Source organism: Arthrobacter sp. SAFR-044, from assembly GCF_059414985.1.
The window spans coordinates 493,349-508,836 of the sequence record NZ_JBPFDN010000002.1 but is presented as its reverse complement, the minus strand read 5'-3'; the positions used below and the strand labels follow the sequence as shown (position 1 = coordinate 508,836).

At 65.4% G+C, this 15,488-nt stretch carries 13 protein-coding genes and 1 pseudogene; 7 read left to right on the top strand and 7 right to left on the bottom strand.

Annotated elements, in window-relative coordinates; genetic code table 11:
- Nucleotides 1–440: 440 nt before the first annotated feature.
- From ACR65J_RS05105 to ACR65J_RS05095, 3 genes and pseudogenes are all read left to right on the top strand, one after another.
- Nucleotides 441–2,336: a polysaccharide biosynthesis protein gene (locus tag ACR65J_RS05105; protein ID WP_440166641.1), complete on the top strand. Its 1,896-nt coding sequence runs from the start codon at nucleotides 441–443 to the stop codon at nucleotides 2,334–2,336.
- Nucleotides 2,302–2,454: pseudogene (locus ACR65J_RS05100) on the top strand (alpha-ketoacid dehydrogenase subunit beta); the annotation flags it as partial. The gene ACR65J_RS05105 and the pseudogene ACR65J_RS05100, both read left to right, overlap by 35 nt.
- An 870-nt stretch (nucleotides 2,455–3,324) precedes the next feature.
- Nucleotides 3,325–4,059, top strand: a complete 735-nt coding sequence (locus ACR65J_RS05095; protein ID WP_440166639.1) for a glycoside hydrolase family 16 protein — start codon at nucleotides 3,325–3,327, stop codon at nucleotides 4,057–4,059.
- Nucleotides 4,060–4,101: 42 nt separating this feature from the next.
- On the opposite strand, the gene ACR65J_RS05090 is transcribed toward ACR65J_RS05095, so the two are convergent.
- Together ACR65J_RS05090 and ACR65J_RS05085 are read right to left on the bottom strand one after the other, a co-directional pair.
- Entirely contained in the window at nucleotides 4,102–5,352 is a 1,251-nt protein-coding gene (locus tag ACR65J_RS05090; RefSeq protein WP_440166637.1) for an RNA polymerase sigma factor, read from the bottom strand.
- Nucleotides 5,352–5,687 carry a YciI family protein gene (locus tag ACR65J_RS05085; protein ID WP_440166635.1) on the bottom strand — a complete coding sequence of 112 codons (336 nt, stop codon included), beginning with the start codon at nucleotides 5,685–5,687 and terminating at the stop codon, nucleotides 5,352–5,354. Before ACR65J_RS05085 ends, ACR65J_RS05090 begins: the two co-directional genes overlap by 1 nt.
- 195 nt (nucleotides 5,688–5,882) lie before the next feature.
- Between ACR65J_RS05085 and ACR65J_RS05080 the strand changes: the two genes are divergently transcribed.
- Complete coding sequence (locus ACR65J_RS05080) at nucleotides 5,883–7,334, top strand: FAD-dependent monooxygenase (protein ID WP_440166633.1); 1,452 nt, start codon at nucleotides 5,883–5,885, stop codon at nucleotides 7,332–7,334.
- A 330-nt stretch (nucleotides 7,335–7,664) separates the two neighbouring features.
- On the opposite strand, the gene ACR65J_RS05075 is transcribed toward ACR65J_RS05080, so the two are convergent.
- Nucleotides 7,665–8,402 (bottom strand): GAF and ANTAR domain-containing protein, encoded by a 738-nt coding sequence (locus tag ACR65J_RS05075; protein ID WP_440166632.1) that lies wholly within the window; start codon nucleotides 8,400–8,402, stop codon nucleotides 7,665–7,667.
- A 143-nt stretch (nucleotides 8,403–8,545) separates the two neighbouring features.
- Here ACR65J_RS05075 and ACR65J_RS05070 point away from each other — a divergent pair, with 143 nt between their 5' ends.
- Nucleotides 8,546–9,724 (top strand): acyltransferase family protein, encoded by a 1,179-nt coding sequence (locus ACR65J_RS05070; protein WP_440166630.1) that lies wholly within the window; start codon nucleotides 8,546–8,548, stop codon nucleotides 9,722–9,724.
- Nucleotides 9,725–9,756: 32 nt separating this feature from the next.
- On the opposite strand, the gene ACR65J_RS05065 is transcribed toward ACR65J_RS05070, so the two are convergent.
- The 3 genes from ACR65J_RS05065 to ACR65J_RS05055 form a co-directional block, all read right to left on the bottom strand.
- Nucleotides 9,757–10,494 carry a cation efflux transmembrane domain-containing protein gene (locus ACR65J_RS05065; protein WP_440166628.1) on the bottom strand — a complete coding sequence of 246 codons (738 nt, stop codon included), beginning with the start codon at nucleotides 10,492–10,494 and terminating at the stop codon, nucleotides 9,757–9,759.
- A complete protein-coding gene (locus tag ACR65J_RS05060; protein WP_440166626.1) occupies nucleotides 10,491–10,817 on the bottom strand; it encodes an ArsR/SmtB family transcription factor in 327 nt (108 codons plus the stop codon). The genes ACR65J_RS05065 and ACR65J_RS05060 overlap by 4 nt, the downstream gene beginning before the upstream one ends.
- A gap of 116 nt (nucleotides 10,818–10,933) precedes the next feature.
- Nucleotides 10,934–12,472, bottom strand: a complete 1,539-nt coding sequence (locus ACR65J_RS05055) for an LCP family protein (RefSeq protein WP_440166624.1) — start codon at nucleotides 12,470–12,472, stop codon at nucleotides 10,934–10,936.
- Between the two features lie 201 nt (nucleotides 12,473–12,673).
- Between ACR65J_RS05055 and ftsW the strand changes: the two genes are divergently transcribed.
- Together ftsW and ACR65J_RS05045 are read left to right on the top strand one after the other, a co-directional pair.
- Nucleotides 12,674–13,969 carry a putative lipid II flippase FtsW gene (ftsW, locus tag ACR65J_RS05050; protein WP_440166622.1) on the top strand — a complete coding sequence of 432 codons (1,296 nt, stop codon included), beginning with the start codon at nucleotides 12,674–12,676 and terminating at the stop codon, nucleotides 13,967–13,969.
- Entirely contained in the window at nucleotides 13,953–15,185 is a 1,233-nt protein-coding gene (locus ACR65J_RS05045) for an MFS transporter (RefSeq protein ID WP_440166620.1), read from the top strand. Before ftsW ends, ACR65J_RS05045 begins: the two co-directional genes overlap by 17 nt.
- Before the next feature lie 14 nt (nucleotides 15,186–15,199).
- Here the strand turns inward: ACR65J_RS05045 and ACR65J_RS05040 are convergent, their stop codons facing one another.
- Nucleotides 15,200–15,346 carry a hypothetical protein gene (locus ACR65J_RS05040; RefSeq protein WP_175316166.1) on the bottom strand — a complete coding sequence of 49 codons (147 nt, stop codon included), beginning with the start codon at nucleotides 15,344–15,346 and terminating at the stop codon, nucleotides 15,200–15,202.
- Between the last annotated feature and the right edge of the window lie 142 nt (nucleotides 15,347–15,488).

Here is a 15,488-nt window from a genome sequence, read left to right as displayed (position 1 = left end):
CAAGCCGTCGCGACCCTGAATGCAATTAATACCTCGTTCCTGGGCGTAGTCGTCAACAAGGCCGGCAGGACCGAACGTAAACAGTCACAGTTCGAATGCGCCCCAGACTCTTCATAGATCGGGCGAGCAGCGGACAACTAAGACAAACGGGGATGTTCCTGTACAGGGGAAGTCACTACGAGGATGCCGCGGCCGGTGGGGAAGGCCTTAGGGGAGCGTATCGGGGTTTGGGGCGGAGGTAAGTAGAGCGCTCGGCAGTTGCGTAGGGTAGTGGGGGTTTGAAAACAGGTAGTTTCAACGGTTTCTTGTTTCGGTTGCGGGACCTAGCTTTCTGTTATGAAAATCCTTCAGGAGGTTATACCCGGCCTTGAAGCCGGTATTGTCGGATATTCTGGCGGTGGGAGCGGGGGCTATCCTGGGTTTATCTCATTTGGTTTGCCATGAATTCGGGTTTCGGCGGGTTGAGGCACCCCCGAATCACTGTTGGTGGGGCTTCAGGCCGGCTGGGTTTTCGGCGCGGCGTGTGGGCGGATCGTGGAAGTACTGGGATAAAGCCGGCGCGGGTTTTTCGTTGGCGAGAATATCTTTTGGATGCGGGAGTGTGGGCTTTTGCCCTGCCGGTTGCTACGTTGATTCGGTTGGATTTTGATCCCGCTAGGATGACATCCGCGGTTGTCGGCGTTGCTGTTTTGACTGCCGCCTTATTGCAGGGGTTGTCCGGGTGGGCTCTTGGCCTCTACAGATATGTTCACCCCTACGGCTCACGGCCGGACGCTCAAAACCTTCTTTTGGTTGTTGCCTCGGTTGGTCTATCGCTGGCCCTTGGCAGACTGGTGGTTCCGGCCCCAGACGATTTCCCTCGGAGCGTGCCCTTCATCGGGTTGCTCGTTGCCTTTGTGATAATGGCGGACGTGCGTTTGGTGGGCCGCGCACGGAGGGAGCGGGCTATGCGCCCGGGAGAATCGGCCGCCCCGGCTCTTGTCTATGGTGCGGGCCACGTGGGGCAGCACGTAATCCAGCAGATGAGCAGGGACAGGTTTTCTCCTTTCCGGCCAGTGGGCACAATTGACGATAATCCTCTGCTTCGGAATTTCCGAGTCGAAGGACTTCCGGTCCTGGGCGGCCGGGCTCAGTTAGGGCAGGTTGCGCGGGACACGGGTGCTGAAGTGCTGATTTTTGCGATCGCTCGGGCTGATGCTGAATTGTTGCGGGAAGTCTCTGATATTGCGGACGCTGCGGGGCTTCGGCTTCTGGTCCTGCCCCCGCTGGCCGAAGTACTACAGGGCCGCGCCAAACTAGGTGATTTACGTGACGTGTCAATCAATGATCTGATCGGCAGGCACCCTGTGGATACCGAGTTTGAGTCTATTGCGGGGTTCATCACCAACAGGCGTGTCTTGGTTACGGGGGCGGGCGGATCGATAGGTTCTGAGCTCTGCCGCGAACTCATGCGGTTTACGCCCGCGGAGGTCATCATGCTCGACCGAGATGAATCAGGTCTTCATGGAACGCAGATGTCGATCTCGGGTCACGGGTTGCTCGACAGTGACGAGGTGGTTCTTGCCGACATTCGAGACGAGAAGACCATAGAAGCAATTTTTTTGAACCGACGCCCTGAAGTGGTTTTCCATGCTGCTGCGCTGAAGCATCTGCCGATGTTGGAGCAATACCCGCATGAGGCCTGGCAGACCAATGTGCTTGGGACCCTTAACGTCCTGCGTGCTGCCAAGGCGGCCGGGGTCGAAACTTTCGTGAACATCTCAACAGACAAGGCGGCCAACCCAATCAGTGTTCTAGGCCATTCAAAGCGGCTCGGTGAAAGGCTGACCGCTTGGTTTGCCCAGGATACTACGAAGGCTTACCTATCGGTACGATTTGGAAACGTGATAGGTAGCCGCGGCTCCATGTTGCCTACGTTTGCTGCACAAATTGCGGCTGGCGGTCCGCTGACCGTTACTCATCCGGACGTTACCCGCTACTTCATGACCATTCCCGAGGCTTGTCAGTTGGTGGTCCAGGCCGGGGCGATTGGCCGCCCTGGTGAGGTGCTAATCCTGGATATGGGGTCCCCGGTTCGGATCATGGACGTAGCTAAACGAATGATCGCAATGTCGGGTCGAGCTATCCCTATTTCAATCACCGGCCTTCGTCAGGGCGAAAAGCTGCACGAGGATCTAGTTGGACTCGGCGAGACCGATAAGCGCCCGATCCACCCGAAAATCAGTCATACCGGCGCGCCGCCGTTGTCCCCGGGCGATCTCGTATCCAACCACTGGATCCTCAGGACCACTCGGGCGATCGATGAACTCCTGCAAGAGCGAGCCGAAAAGCATTAGCGTGTTTGGCGAGAGACGGGGTATGCTGGGAGGCATTTTCCGCATCACGGATGGCCTCACCGCGACGCTCGGCGAGCAGCACTGCTTCGACACCCCGCTAGCAGAGTCCGGCATCGTGCGGCGGCGCCGGTTGCGGGCCAACTGATCGGCCCTTCAACCTGGCTTAGTAGCCGGAAACGGCACACGCGTTGGAAATCTTTTCCGCATCAGGGTCTTTACGCACCGGCAGCAGGTTATTAAAGTGGGAGGCGTCATAGTCCGGATGGGCGCCGGGGGGCGTCCGGGAAGGGGGATTGCGCATCACCGCTGACCGATACCAGAAGACAATTGACCACTACGTTGAAGGCCCCTCCTAGGAGGGGCCTTCCCTTCGCCCGGCAATCCAGAGGCAGCGCCCTGCCAATCCGGCTCCGGGGCAGGCGCCAATTGTAGCGACGCATGCGGGCTCATGAGGCAGTTGAGGCAAAGACAGGTACCCCGGGAAGCCGCCCCGAGGGATGACCAGGAAACCTGAGTACCCCATACTCATGACCTTTCGGACCAGCCGTCCGTAGGATGGACCGGACCAGAGGGACGGAGATGCTGCGCCAGGTCCGCCCCACACCGCGGGATTCAGGGGGAGAACAGCTATGCAAGCACCCGTTGCGGCTTCCGTTGCCTCTTGGTGGGCCAGCGGTAAAAACCACTAACTCTGTTTGGACGGAGGCACGCCTTGCAGACATTTGCGCACCTTGCCCGCGGTATTGTGCTGGTGCTGGTCCTGGCTCTGACGGCTGCCGCCTGCGGCGACCTCAGAGCTCCTGCAGGTTCAGAGCCCAGATCAGGTGCTGATCCGGGAAGCCAGATAACCGACACTGCAGAGCCGGCGACGGATGATCCAACTCGGGCGCAGGAGCCCTCTGCAGCCCCTGAGGTGTCGCAGGAAATAAACCCCTCCGCAGCTTCCGGTCCTTCCCGAGCCGCAGACCCCACGGCAGCCTCCGAGGCCATGCCGACCGCCGACCTGCCTGGCTGGAGGCACGTCTTCGCGGAGGATTTCACCGAGGGAAATGTCCCCCTGGGCGGGTTTCCCGGCCCCGTCTACAGCTCCAGATGGAGCGAGAACTACGCCGATGGGACGCCGGACACAGCGGCGCAACAGCAACCCAAGGGCGCCCGGACTTCCGGGTACTACCCCTCGAAGGTCCTGAGTGTCCATGACGGCGTCTTGGACATGTATCTGCACTCCGAAAACGGAGTAGCCATGGGTGCGGCGCCGTCGCCCAAACTCGACGGCGCCAGTCAGCGGCCCTACAACAGCCTGGTGTACGGCCGGTACTCGGTGCGATTCAAGGCCGATGCATTGGCGGGCTTCAAACTGGCGTGGCTGCTGTGGCCCGACAGCAAGCAGTGGCCGCAGGACGGGGAGATCGATTTTCCGGAGGGGGACCTGTCAAAAGTAATATACGCTGCCGTGCATGGCGTGGAGGCGGGTGAACACCGTAGTGACGTCTTCCGTCCTGCCCAGCCCTACGGGGACTGGCACATCGCCACCACCGAGTGGCGTGCCGATGGCATCGAATTCTTCCTCGACGGAAAATCGCTGGGCATCTCTACACGGTTCATACCGAACAAGCCGATGCACTATATCTTGCAGACCGAGTCCTGCTCACCAACATGTCCGCTGCCTGAAACCAACGGTCATGTCCTGCTGGACTGGGTAGCCATATGGGCAAGGACCTAGCGCCTTCCACACACGCTTTCCCGTTGACCCGGCACTATCTGGTCATCCAGGTTTCCCGTCCAGCCGGCTTTGAAGGAAACGGCGTTCTGCTTGGTTGTCGGTGAGGATCAAAGCTTCCCCGAACGCAACCCGGGCCTCCTCCAGGCGGCCCAGCCTGACCAAAAAGTCGCCCCGGGCGGCCGCAAGGTACGGGTAGCGCGCCAGTTGCGGTTCGATTCCGAGTGCATCCAGGTCTGCCAGCCCTTCCGCGTACCCGACGGCAAACCCGAGGGCGATGCCTCGGTTGAGCCGGACCACGGGGGAGGGCCACCGTTGCATCAGCAGGTTGTAAAGGCCCAGGATCTCGTGCCAGTCGGTAGCGGACCATGAAGGGCTCTCGTCGTGTACCGCTGCGATGGCTGCCATGAGAGCAAAGCGGCCGGGCGGCGCTGCAGCCAGTGACTCCGGCAGGAGCGCCACTCCTTCCCCGATGGCATCCCGGTCCCATTTCGACCGGTCCTGGTCCTCCAGCAGGATGAGGTCCTGGTGCCCGTCCAGCCGGGCCCCGGTCCGCGCCTCGGTGAGCAGGACCAAAGCCAGGAGCCCGGCGACATCGGGATCCCTGGGGAGCAGGACGCGGAGCATCCGTGCCAGTTCCACCCCGCGTTCGGCGAGGTCCCGGCGCATCAGGTCGGCGCCCGACGGGGCCGTGTGCCCTGTGGTGTACACCAGGTAGACAACCGCAAGCACCCCGTCCACACGCTCATGCAACCCGGATGCATCGGGTACGCGGTACGGGATGTTCGCTGCAGCAATCTTCTTTTTCGCGCGGGTGATGCGTGCCGCCATGGTGGCCTCTGGAACCAGGAACGCGCTCGCCACTTCCGACGTGGACAGCCCGCAGAGGAGCCGCAGCGTCAGGGCCACCTGGGCTTCAAGTGCAAGGGCGGGATGGCAGCAGGTGAAGATGAGCCGCAGCCGGTCATCCGGAATGTCGTGGGACTCGGGGTCCGCGTCGCCACTGCCCGGATCCCGTTCCACCAGCTTGGGCAGCGACCGTCGGGCCGTGGCCGCCCGGCGGCGCATGTCCAGGGCCTTCCGCCGGGCGGCAACTGTCAGCCATGCGCCCACATTGCTGGGAATCCCGGTCCTGTCCCAGCTGGACAACGCGCTGGCGTACGCGTCCTGGACGGCTTCCTCTGCGGTATCGATGTCGCCGGAAACAGCTACGGTGGCCGCCAGTACGAAGGCCCACTCGCGCCGGTGCGCTTCCGCGACGGCGGCAGCAACCTGGGGGCTGGCGGCGTGTGGCATCAGCTGACCACTCGGACCGGCCACACTTCAACCCCGACGCCGGTGGGAACTTCCTTGCCGATCTCCAGCGCCTCGTCGAGGTCGGCCGCGTCGATGAGATAGTAGCCGCCCAGGGTTTCCTTCGACTCGATGAACGGGCCATCAGTGACCAGGAACCCGCCGGCCCCGTCGCGCCTGATTGACGTGGCCGTCGAAGCCGGGTGCAGGGCGGCGCCGCTAAGCAGTGAGGCGCCGCGCCGCTGCATGAACTCCTGGTAGCTGGCACTGATCGATTCGCCTTCGGCCTGCCTGGCCACCGCTTCGTCCTGGTAGATCAGGATCAGGTACTTGGACATGTCGTGCTCCTTTTCGCTTGCCGTCAGAGGCTCTTGTTTGGAGCCCCTACCCAAACGACGCGGATGCATAGCGAAAATCGACAACTGCGGCAGGATCCCTTCCATTTCCAAGGTACCTCGCGCCGGGGGCCTTGCCGCAAGGCCCCCGAGGTGCCCCATACTGGCGGTCGGCAAACGACGCGAACGGGGACCGAAATGCATGACCTAGCAGTAGTGGGGAGCGGGCCCACGGGGCTGATGCTGGCGGGGGAGCTCCGGCTCGCGGGGGTTGATGCCCTTGTCCTGGAACGGCGCCCGTCCCAGGAGCTGGCCGGCTCGCGCGGCGGCGGCATTCATTCACGCACCATCGAGCTGCTGGACCAACGCGGCATCGCGGACCGGTTCCTCGCCGCGGGCAAGACCGTCCAGACCGCCACCTTCGGCGGCACCCAGCTGGACCTGGGCGGCCTGCCCACGCGCCACCCCTACACGCTGGCGCTGTTCCAGAACCACATCGAGCGGCTGCTGCTTGAGTGGGTTGAGGAGTTGGGGGTGGAAATCAGGCGTGGCGTGGAGGTCACCGGAGTGTCAGCGGACGACGGCGGCGTGGACGTCCGGCTTGCCGCCGGCGGACCGGTGCGGGCCGGCTACGTCGTGGGCGCCGACGGTGGCCGAAGCATGGTGCGGCGGTCGGCAGGCATTCCGATGGCAGGTCCGGACGCGACGCGGAGCAGCCTGATCGCGGAGGTGAAGGTGGCGGGGGAGCCCGTCCAGCAGGGGAAGGTGGACGCGCGTGGCATCCACGGGCTTTACCCGATGGGCGACGGAACGGTCCGGGTGGTGGTGACCGAGGCCTCCCTTGGCCCGGCCACCGAGCCCACCCTGGCAGACCTGCGGCAGGCGCTGACGGAGGTCTTCGGCACCGACTTCGGTGTGCACAGCCCCACCTGGCTGTCGCGCTTCACCGACGCCACCCGGCAGGCGGAGGCGTACCGGAAGGGAAGGGTGCTGCTGGCCGGGGACGCCGCCCATGTCCACTCACCGACGGGCGGGCTCGGCATCGGCCTGGGGCTGCAGGACGCCGTGAACCTCGGCTGGAAACTGGGGCAGGTGGTGCGGGGCGTCTCCGGCGAGGACCTGCTGGACACGTATCACGCGGAGCGGCACCCGGCGGGGGAGCGGGCGCTCAAATACACCATGGCGCAGTCCCTCTTCCAGAAGGCCGATCCGCGGCAGGAAGCGTTGCGCGACCTGCTTGGCGAGGTGCTCCGCGTTGATGGTGCAGGGGCACCCGTCGCGGCGCTCATCACCGGGCTCGACGTCGCTTACGACCTGGGTCCCGGCCACCCGCTTCTGGGTCGCCGGATGCCGGACCTGAACATCGGCACGGCGGATGGCCCGGCCCGGACATACCAGTTGCTGCACAGTGCGCGTCCGGTGCTGCTGGAATTTAGCGGCCCGGCGCTGGAGCCTGGCGCGTGGTCCGGCTGCATACAGCACCTCAGGGCAACGTACGACGGCGCGTGGCAGCTTCCCGTGCTGGGTGCGGTTGCTGCGCCCACGGCAGTCCTGGTCCGGCCGGACGGCTACGTGGCCTGGGTGGGCGAGGGGTCAGCGGACGGGCTCGCCGAGGCCCTCGGCATGTGGTTCGGCAAGCGGGACCGGTGAAGAAGTGACGAGCCACGGCGGCGTCACGGATGCATTACTTGGGAGAAATTGAGCGAAAAATGCGGGACCGCCCCCTATTGCCACGGGGCCGGCCTCTGTTAAGCTGAGGTCCTGGTCAGGCAGGCGGCCATTCTGTTGCCGCCAAGGAACCAGCTTTATCGCCACCCCGCCACTTCGGCCGGGCTAAATGGCCAACCACTCCTGGGCGCGCAACAGTCCGCAAAGCTGACGCGGGTGTTGCCCAGGGAAATCCTATTTTCGGGGGTGGGCCACATCCGCGTCGTTTCACTCCGGGAGCCACCAGCGTCGCTGGCTTCCGGAGCCCGGGCTTTAGTCGTCGAAGTGCGCGTTGGCATCCTGGGATGCCGAAAAGCGGGACACAAGCGCTTCGGCCAGCTCGTTGAGCTTTTGATTACGGGTATTGGAAGCGCTGCGGAGAATTTCAAACGCCCTGTCCTTGCTGCACTTGTTCTCCGCCATGATGATCCCGCAGGCCAGGTCAATCGCCGTTCTGGTGTCCATCGCGGCCTTCATGTTCTCGGCTCGCTGGTCGGCTGATGCGATCCGGACGGCGAGCCGCAGCGCCTTGCCTGCCATGTCGGCGAACCGCATCCCCTCGGCCACTCCCTGCTCGGTGAAAACTCCACTGACGGGAGCGAAGAAATCAAGGACCGCGCCGGCGTCGTCTTCCAAATTCATTGGGATGCCCATGGAGGTGGCGATACCTGCAGCTGCAAGGGCGCTGCGGTACTCAGGCCAACGCGGGTCGGAGGACACATCACCAAGTAGGACGGGAACGCCGTTTTCCAGGGCCTCGATGCAGGGCCCGTCGCCCAGGTCCTGTTCGATGCGGTCAATTACCACCGCCCTGCCGCTGCTGCCACCGATGGTGATGGTGCGTTTTCGCCGGTGCAGCGTCACTGCGCACTCGATGGGTACGCCCGTGGCGCCCGTCATGGCTGCGGCTGCCAGCCCCGTGAGCCCGTCCAGCACGGATTTGATGTCCTCCATTCCTGCGACGAGATCCACGAGCCCTTCGAGGTCATCTGCCATGTCCTGGTCAATCATGTGTTCAATTTATGAGCGTCGGGTGCCGGCCACAAGGGGCTTTCTTCAGACCTGGTTTCAGCGGGCTCCAAGCTCCCGCCCAGCGCAGTTATGGAAACGTTATATATGCTTGTTGAGTGGTTTTTCGGTCAAGCAGCGGAATTTTGTCAGCAACGGACGCCCCGGCGGCCCCCGGAACCGGGCTCATCGTTGGGCGCAAGCATGCCTTGGACGGGCTCCGGACCGTCGCCGTGGCGGGCGTGTTTTTCTTCCACACCGCCACCGGATCGATGCCCGGGGGCTCCATCGGCGTGGATGTCTTCTTCGCGCTGAGCGGCTTCGTGATCACGCTGCTGATCATGAAGGAGCGGATGGCCACCGGCCGTCTCCACCTGGGCATCTTCTACGCCAAGCGACTGGCGCGGCTGTGGCCGGCGCTGCTGGCACTGTGCGCGGTGATCGTCGGCGTCGGACTCCTTTTCCCTGCCTCCGGTTGGGGCGGCCAGGCCGGTTTCGTCCTTCCCGCCGCCGCCTACGTGATGAACCTGGCGCATTTTGGCATGTTCGGCGACTCCATTGCCGGCGAAACCCTGGGCCCCACCTGGACGCTGGCCGTGGAGGAACAGTTCTACCTGGTGTGGCCGCTGCTCCTGCTGGTGATGCTCCGGTTCTGGAAGGTCCGCACCACAGCCCTGGCCACCGTGGCCCTGGCCGGCGTTTTCGTGCTGAACCGGTTCCTGCTGGTCATTGACGGCCAGCCCTTGGACCGCATCTACAACGGACCGGACACCCGGGCCGACGAACTGTTGATCGGCTGCGCGCTGGCCCTGCTGTTCACTGGGGTGCGGCAGGGTTCCCGGCTGCACAACGCCATGGCATCGGTGGCCCGCTGGGGTGCCCCGCTTGCCGGCCTGGCCCTGGTGGCCGCGCTGTTCCTGCTGAAGGAGCCCGATACCCCCGGCCTTTGGTTCAACACGTTCTGGACCGTGGGCCCCACGGCGCTCGCGCTGCTCTCGGCCGTTCTGATTGGCTCGCTGGTCCTGCAGCCTGCCGGCTTCCTGTCGCGCATCCTCAGCCACCCCTGGCTGGCGCGACCGGGCCGCGACCTGTCCTACGCCATGTACCTCTGGCACCTGCCGGTCTACCTGCTGCTGATCCCCCTCATCCCGGCGCTGCCGCTCCGCATCGCCCTGACCGCAGCCCTCACCCTGCTGCTGGCGTACGCCTCCTTCCGCTTTGTTGAGCGGCCGCTCCGTCTCTGGGCGAACCGGAAGCTGGAGCCCGCCGTCGTGCCTGCCACGCCCAACCCCGCCAAGGCGCCCGCGGCGGCATCAGCCGGTTAGGCCGCACGCGTCCTCTGCTGGCTGCCCGGAAGTCAGCCCTTCCTGACGGTGGGCAGGCCCAGCGGCTGCGGGCCGGCTGAAGACGCAGGACTGGAGCAGCCGGGGCAGCAGCCTGCCTGTTCTTCCTCCGCTTCCGCCCGGTGCGGAACAGCGCAGCAGGCGTCCCCGCGCCAGGCGTTGATGCCTTCGCGGACCGCGATTCCGGCGATGACCAGAGCTGCGCCGGCGTCGGCCCACCACCAGCCCAGGGCGCCGTTCAGGACCAGGCCAAGCAGTAGCACCGCGGAGAGGTACGTGCACAGCAGCGTCTGCTTGGAGTCCGCTACGGCCGTCCTGGACCCGAGTTCCCGCCCGGCACGGCGCTGCGCCCAGGACAGGACGGGCATGATGACCAGGCTCAATGCCGCAATCACGATGCCCGGCACCGAGTGTTGCGCTTCCCCGGCCCCGGCCAGGGAGCGGAGCGAATCCACGGCCACGAAGGCGGCCAGGGCGAAGAAGGAAACGGCGATGATCCGCAGCGTCAGATGTTCGCGCCGCTCCGGGTCCGTGGCGGAGAACTGCCATGACACCGCCAGGGCGGAAGCCACTTCGATCACCGAATCCAGGCCGAAGCCGATCAGTGCGGATGAATCAGCCGCGCCGCCGGCCCACAGCGCCACGATGGCCTCAATGACGTTGTAGGTGATGGTGGTTGCTGCGAAGAGCCTGATCCGCCGGCTCAGTACCCGCCGGCGGTCCATGGCGGGTGCGTTCATTGCAGCGCTCATGCCAAGCACTCCCCGTCGGGCGCGCAGCAGGCCGGATCAACCGCCAGGACGACGTTCAGCAGGTCCTTGATGGCGTGTCCGATCCGCTGGTCCGCCAGTTCATACCGGCTCCGCCGTCCGTCGGGCACCGCAACCACCAGGCCGCAGCCGCGCAGGCAGGCCAGGTGGTTGGACATGCTTTGCCGGGACACCTCCAGGCTGTCCGCCAGGTCTGACGGATACGACGGCGACTCCGCAAGCGCCAGCAGCACCCGGGAGCGGGTGGGGTCCGAGACCGCATAGCCGAAGCGGGCCAGCACGGGGGCATGGGTAAGCGTCTGCATCCACCCAAAGTACAGCTGCGGCTGTACTCACGCAAAAGCGCCGCGAGATGGCATTTAAGCGCAGTTCCGGCGCCGGCGACTGCGGTTAAGTGCCATCTCGCGGGGAGGGGAGGGGGCTAGTAACCGGTGGGGTTGGCTGACTGGCAGGTCTGGTCGTTGCCGGTCTGCGCCACCACGCTGCCGGAGGAGTCGGCGGACGACGGCGGTGCAGCGGGTTTGGTGCCGGTGGCAAAGTCCGTGCCGGCGTACAGTTGCACGCCCTGGATGTTCGCCACCTGCTGGACACTGGTGGGCGGCAGCCCGAACAGCGCGGCCACATCCGCGGCGACGTCCTCAAACCCGGCGGAGTAGTACACCATGGTCTGGCTTTGCGCCTGGGCCTGCAGCTTGGTCACCTTGGTGAAGCCGGCATCCGAAAGCAGCCCGGCAATCGCGGTGCTCCGGCCCGCCACGCCGGTGCCGTTGGCGACGGAGACCGGCTGCAGCGACTTGTCGTAGGCCGGCGCCGCAGGGCTTGCAGGCGTTTCCGTGGGTGCTGCGGGGGCAGGCTGGCTAAGGTCCGGGCTGTTGCGCAGGGCCGCAAAGAAATTGGAGGCCGCCGGCTCATCCAGGGCCAGCCGGTTGGGATCCTCTGGGGACGGCACGGTGGGCGTGGTGATGAAGTTAATGCTGGCTGGGTCGATGTTCTTCAGCCGGTTGGCGATAGTGAGCAGCGACGGGATGGAGGACAGCCCCGAATCAACCGTCAGGTTCTTGGTGATGGTGTCCGCGATGGTCAGGGTCTTCTGCGGGTTCCCCAGCGTGCCCTCGGACTTGAGCTTCCGGCTGAGCGAGGCCAGGAAACCCTGCTGGGCCTGGATGCGGCCCAGGTCCCCGCCGTTGGCGAAGGCGTGCCGGGTCCGCAGGAACGCCAGCGCTTGGTCGCCTTGGACCTGCGACGTGCCGGCGGGCAGGGTCAGATGCGAATCGGGATCGTTGACGGCGTCGGTGACGCAGACTTCCACGCCGCCCACCGCGTTGGAGAGCTCCTTCACGGCGTTGAAGTCCGCCATCATGAAGTGGTCCACTTCCAGTCCCGTGAGCTTGTTCACCGTGTCCACGGCGCAGCCGATGCCGGCCTGGGCCATGGCGCTGTTGATCATGGCGTCCTGCTGGGCGGGATACTTCTGGTTGGTCTTGGAATCCGTGCACGCCGGGACGTCCACCAGCAGGTCGCGGGGGAAGCTGACGATGTTGACGTGCTTGTTGTCGGCCGAGATGTCCAGCAGCATCATCACGTCGGAGTGCCCGTAGCCTGAGGACTGGTCCGCAGTGCCGAACTGGCTGTTGTTTCCCTCCCTGGTGTCCGAGCCCAGCACCAGGATCTGCAGCCGGTCCGTGCTGTCATTTACGGCGCCTTCGGTCCGCTGGCCGCCGGCGGTCAGCTCGGAGGTGCTGATGTTGGACTGCAGGCGCCAGGCCCAGTAGCCGCCGAACGCCAGGATGCCCAGGAGCAGCACGGACACCAGGGCGGTGAGGGCCTTGGCCCAGCGCGGGGCACGGCGGAAGGGCCGACGGCGGCGCGAACTGGCGGCGTACAGCTCGCCTTGGCCGGGGTAGGCAGCGGAGCTGGAGCCTTCCTGATCCGGGCCGGGGGATTTTCTGGAACCGAACACGACAAAATAACCTTCGGGAGGGGACAGGTTTCCGCTACACTACAGGCCCAAGCTGGCAATTCCCCCGGAACCATTGCCCTGGCGGGTGTCCCGGTGCAGTCCGCCGGGTACAGGGGGCGTACTCTTTCTTCTCGGCGGTACCCGCCCGGAGATGGGCCCGGCCATGGCGAAGCCCGGGTATGCAGGCTGAGGAACGGACAGATGAATACAGGACAAAAGCAGCGCGGGGCGGGCCGTCCCGCGCGCCGCGGGCTGGGCAAACTGGCGGTGTGGCTCGAGGATGACTCCCCGGGACGCCTCCGGCCGCTGATCCTGGCGGTGGTCCTCACGCTCTCGGCGATCGGACTCGTGGAGGTGGCATCGGCGTCGTCCGTGGAATCCGTGGCGGCAGGAAACAATCCGTACGATCTTCCCCTGAAGCAGGCCATGTGGACCGTGGCCGGCGTGGTGATCATGCTGGTGCTGGCGCGCATGACAGTGCGGCGGATCCGCTGGCTGGGCTGGCCGCTGCTGATCGGCTCCCTGGTGGCCCTGGTGCTGGTGTTCACGCCGCTGGGCATGTCGGTGAACGGCAACCGCAACTGGCTGAGCGTGGGCGGTTTCACCGCGCAGCCGTCCGAGTTCGCCAAACTGGCGCTGATTGTGTGGGCCGCCGGCATCCTGGACAGGAAGCAGGCCCTGCTGGGGCAGTGGAAGCACGCGGTCATCCCCCTGGGACCCGCCGGCGGACTGATCATGGTCATTGTGGCGCTGGGGCATGACCTGGGCACCACCATGATCATCATGTTGATCCTCGCGGCCACCATGTTCTACGGCGGCGTACGGATGAAGGTGTTCTCCGTCGCTGGAATGATCTGCGTGGCAGCGGCCCTGGTGCTCGCGGCCACCAGCGGCAACAGGATGGGCCGGATCTCCTCGTGGCTGGGCATGGGTTCGGACGAGGACGCCCAGGGCATGGGCTACCAGGCGCAGCACGGAGCCTACGCCCTGGCTTCCGGCAGCTGGTTCGGCGTGGGGCTGGGTCAGAGCCGGCAGAAGTGGAACTGGATCCCGGAAGCCCACAACGACTTCATCTTCTCCATCCTCGGCGAGGAGCTGGGCCTGGCCGGTTCACTCCTGGTGCTGGGCCTGTTCGCCATCCTGGCCATTGCCGTGTTCAAGACGATTGCCCGCACCACGGACACGTTCTCCCGGATCGTTGCCTGCAGCGTGATCACCTGGATCCTGGGCCAGGCCGTGATCAACATCGCCATGGTCAGCGGGCTGCTGCCCGTGATCGGCGTGCCGCTGCCGTTCATCTCCTACGGCGGCTCCGCCATGGTCTCCTCCCTGGCCGGGATAGGGGTCATCCTCGCGGTGACCCGTCCCGAAGGAGCTGTTCCCCCTGCCCGCCGCGGCACCCGCGTGTCCCGCGGCCGGTGGCGCGGTGCCGGGCCGAAGAGTGCGGTGGTTGACCGTGCCGCGAAGCAGGCGCGGGAGCATGCCTACCAGCGGTAGCGCCGCAGGGAAGGGTCCCGCGGCGCCCATGACCGCCATCCGCTTCATCCTGGTCTTCGGGATAGTCAGCGCGCTGATGGACATGGTCTACGAGGGCGCCCGGAGCGTCACCGGCCCGTACCTCGGTGCCCTGGGCGCGTCCGCACTCCTGGTCAGCGTGGTCACCGGCGCCGGGGAGGCCGTGGCCCTGGTCCTCCGCCTGGTCTTCGGACGGCTTGCGGACAGGCCCGGGCTTCGCTGGGCACTGGCAATCAGCGGGTACGCGCTGACAGCTGTGTCCGTACCGTTGCTGGGAATCACCGACGCGCTGTGGATTGCCTCCCTCATGGTCCTGGCGGAGCGGCTGGGCAAAGCTGTGCGGAGCCCTGCCAAGGACACCATGCTGGCCGAGGCAGGATCTGCGCTGGGCCAGGGCAAGGCGTTCGCGCTGCACGAGGCGCTGGACCAGGTGGGAGCGCTGCTTGGGCCGCTGCTGGTGGGAGCGGCCCTCGCGTTGTCGGGCAGCTACGGCCCGGGATTCCTTTTGCTGGCTGTTCCGGGTCTGGCAGCCATGCTGATTCTCTTTTGGCTGCGGCGCAGGGTTCCCGATCCAGCCCTATACGAGGACGCGGCAGACCCCGTGCCTGGGGGACCTGGCCCTGTTTCCGGCAACGCTCCGATGCCGCGCCAGTACTGGCTCTACGCCGCGTTCAGCAGCCTGACCATGTTCGGATACGCAACGTTCGGGCTGCTGTCCTTCCACCTGGTGGCCACCGGGCTCCTGCCGCCGGCGGTGGTTCCGGTCCTGTACGCCGCGGCCATGGGAGTGGATGCCGTGGCCGCCCTGGCCTCCGGGTGGCTCTTTGACCGGGTGGGACTGAAAGTCCTCCTGGTCCTGCCCATCCTGGCGGCCGCGGTGCCGTGGCTGGGCTTCAGCAACAACACGGCCTTCGCGGTGACGGGAGTGCTGGTGTGGGGAGCGGCCATGGGCGTCCAGGAGAGCACGATGCGGGCCGGTGTGGCGGGGCTGGCACCGGCAGCCCGGCGGGGGAGTGCCTATGGGATGTTTACCGCGTGCTACGGCCTGGCCTGGCTGGCCGGGAGCTTCCTCATCGGCGTGCTGTACGAGTATTCAATCCCCGCCCTGGCCGTCACCGTCACCGCAGTGCAGGCAGCGGCCTTGGTGGTCTTCGCCGTCGTCCGTCCTCATGCGGTGGGCCCAGGACTGCAGCCGTGAGGGAACGTACTTTCCTAAGCGACCGCTCCGGCAATCTCGGGGCACTCAGCGCAGCGGACGTCCGCAACCAGGGAACCGGCGTCGTCCTTTTGGAAGTGGGTGACGTGATTGGTGGTCCTGCCGCAGGTGGGGCAGAAACTCTGGCTTTGTTTAGTCCACATGCATGAATAATACGGAACGCCGTGATAAAGGGAAGATTTCGGACCTGAAGTATGTGGATCCCCGCACAATCCGTGACCGGATCTTGACCAAACCTGCTGGCGATTCTTCGGGGAACGCTGCGTTTCGCGGCGTAGCTTGGGC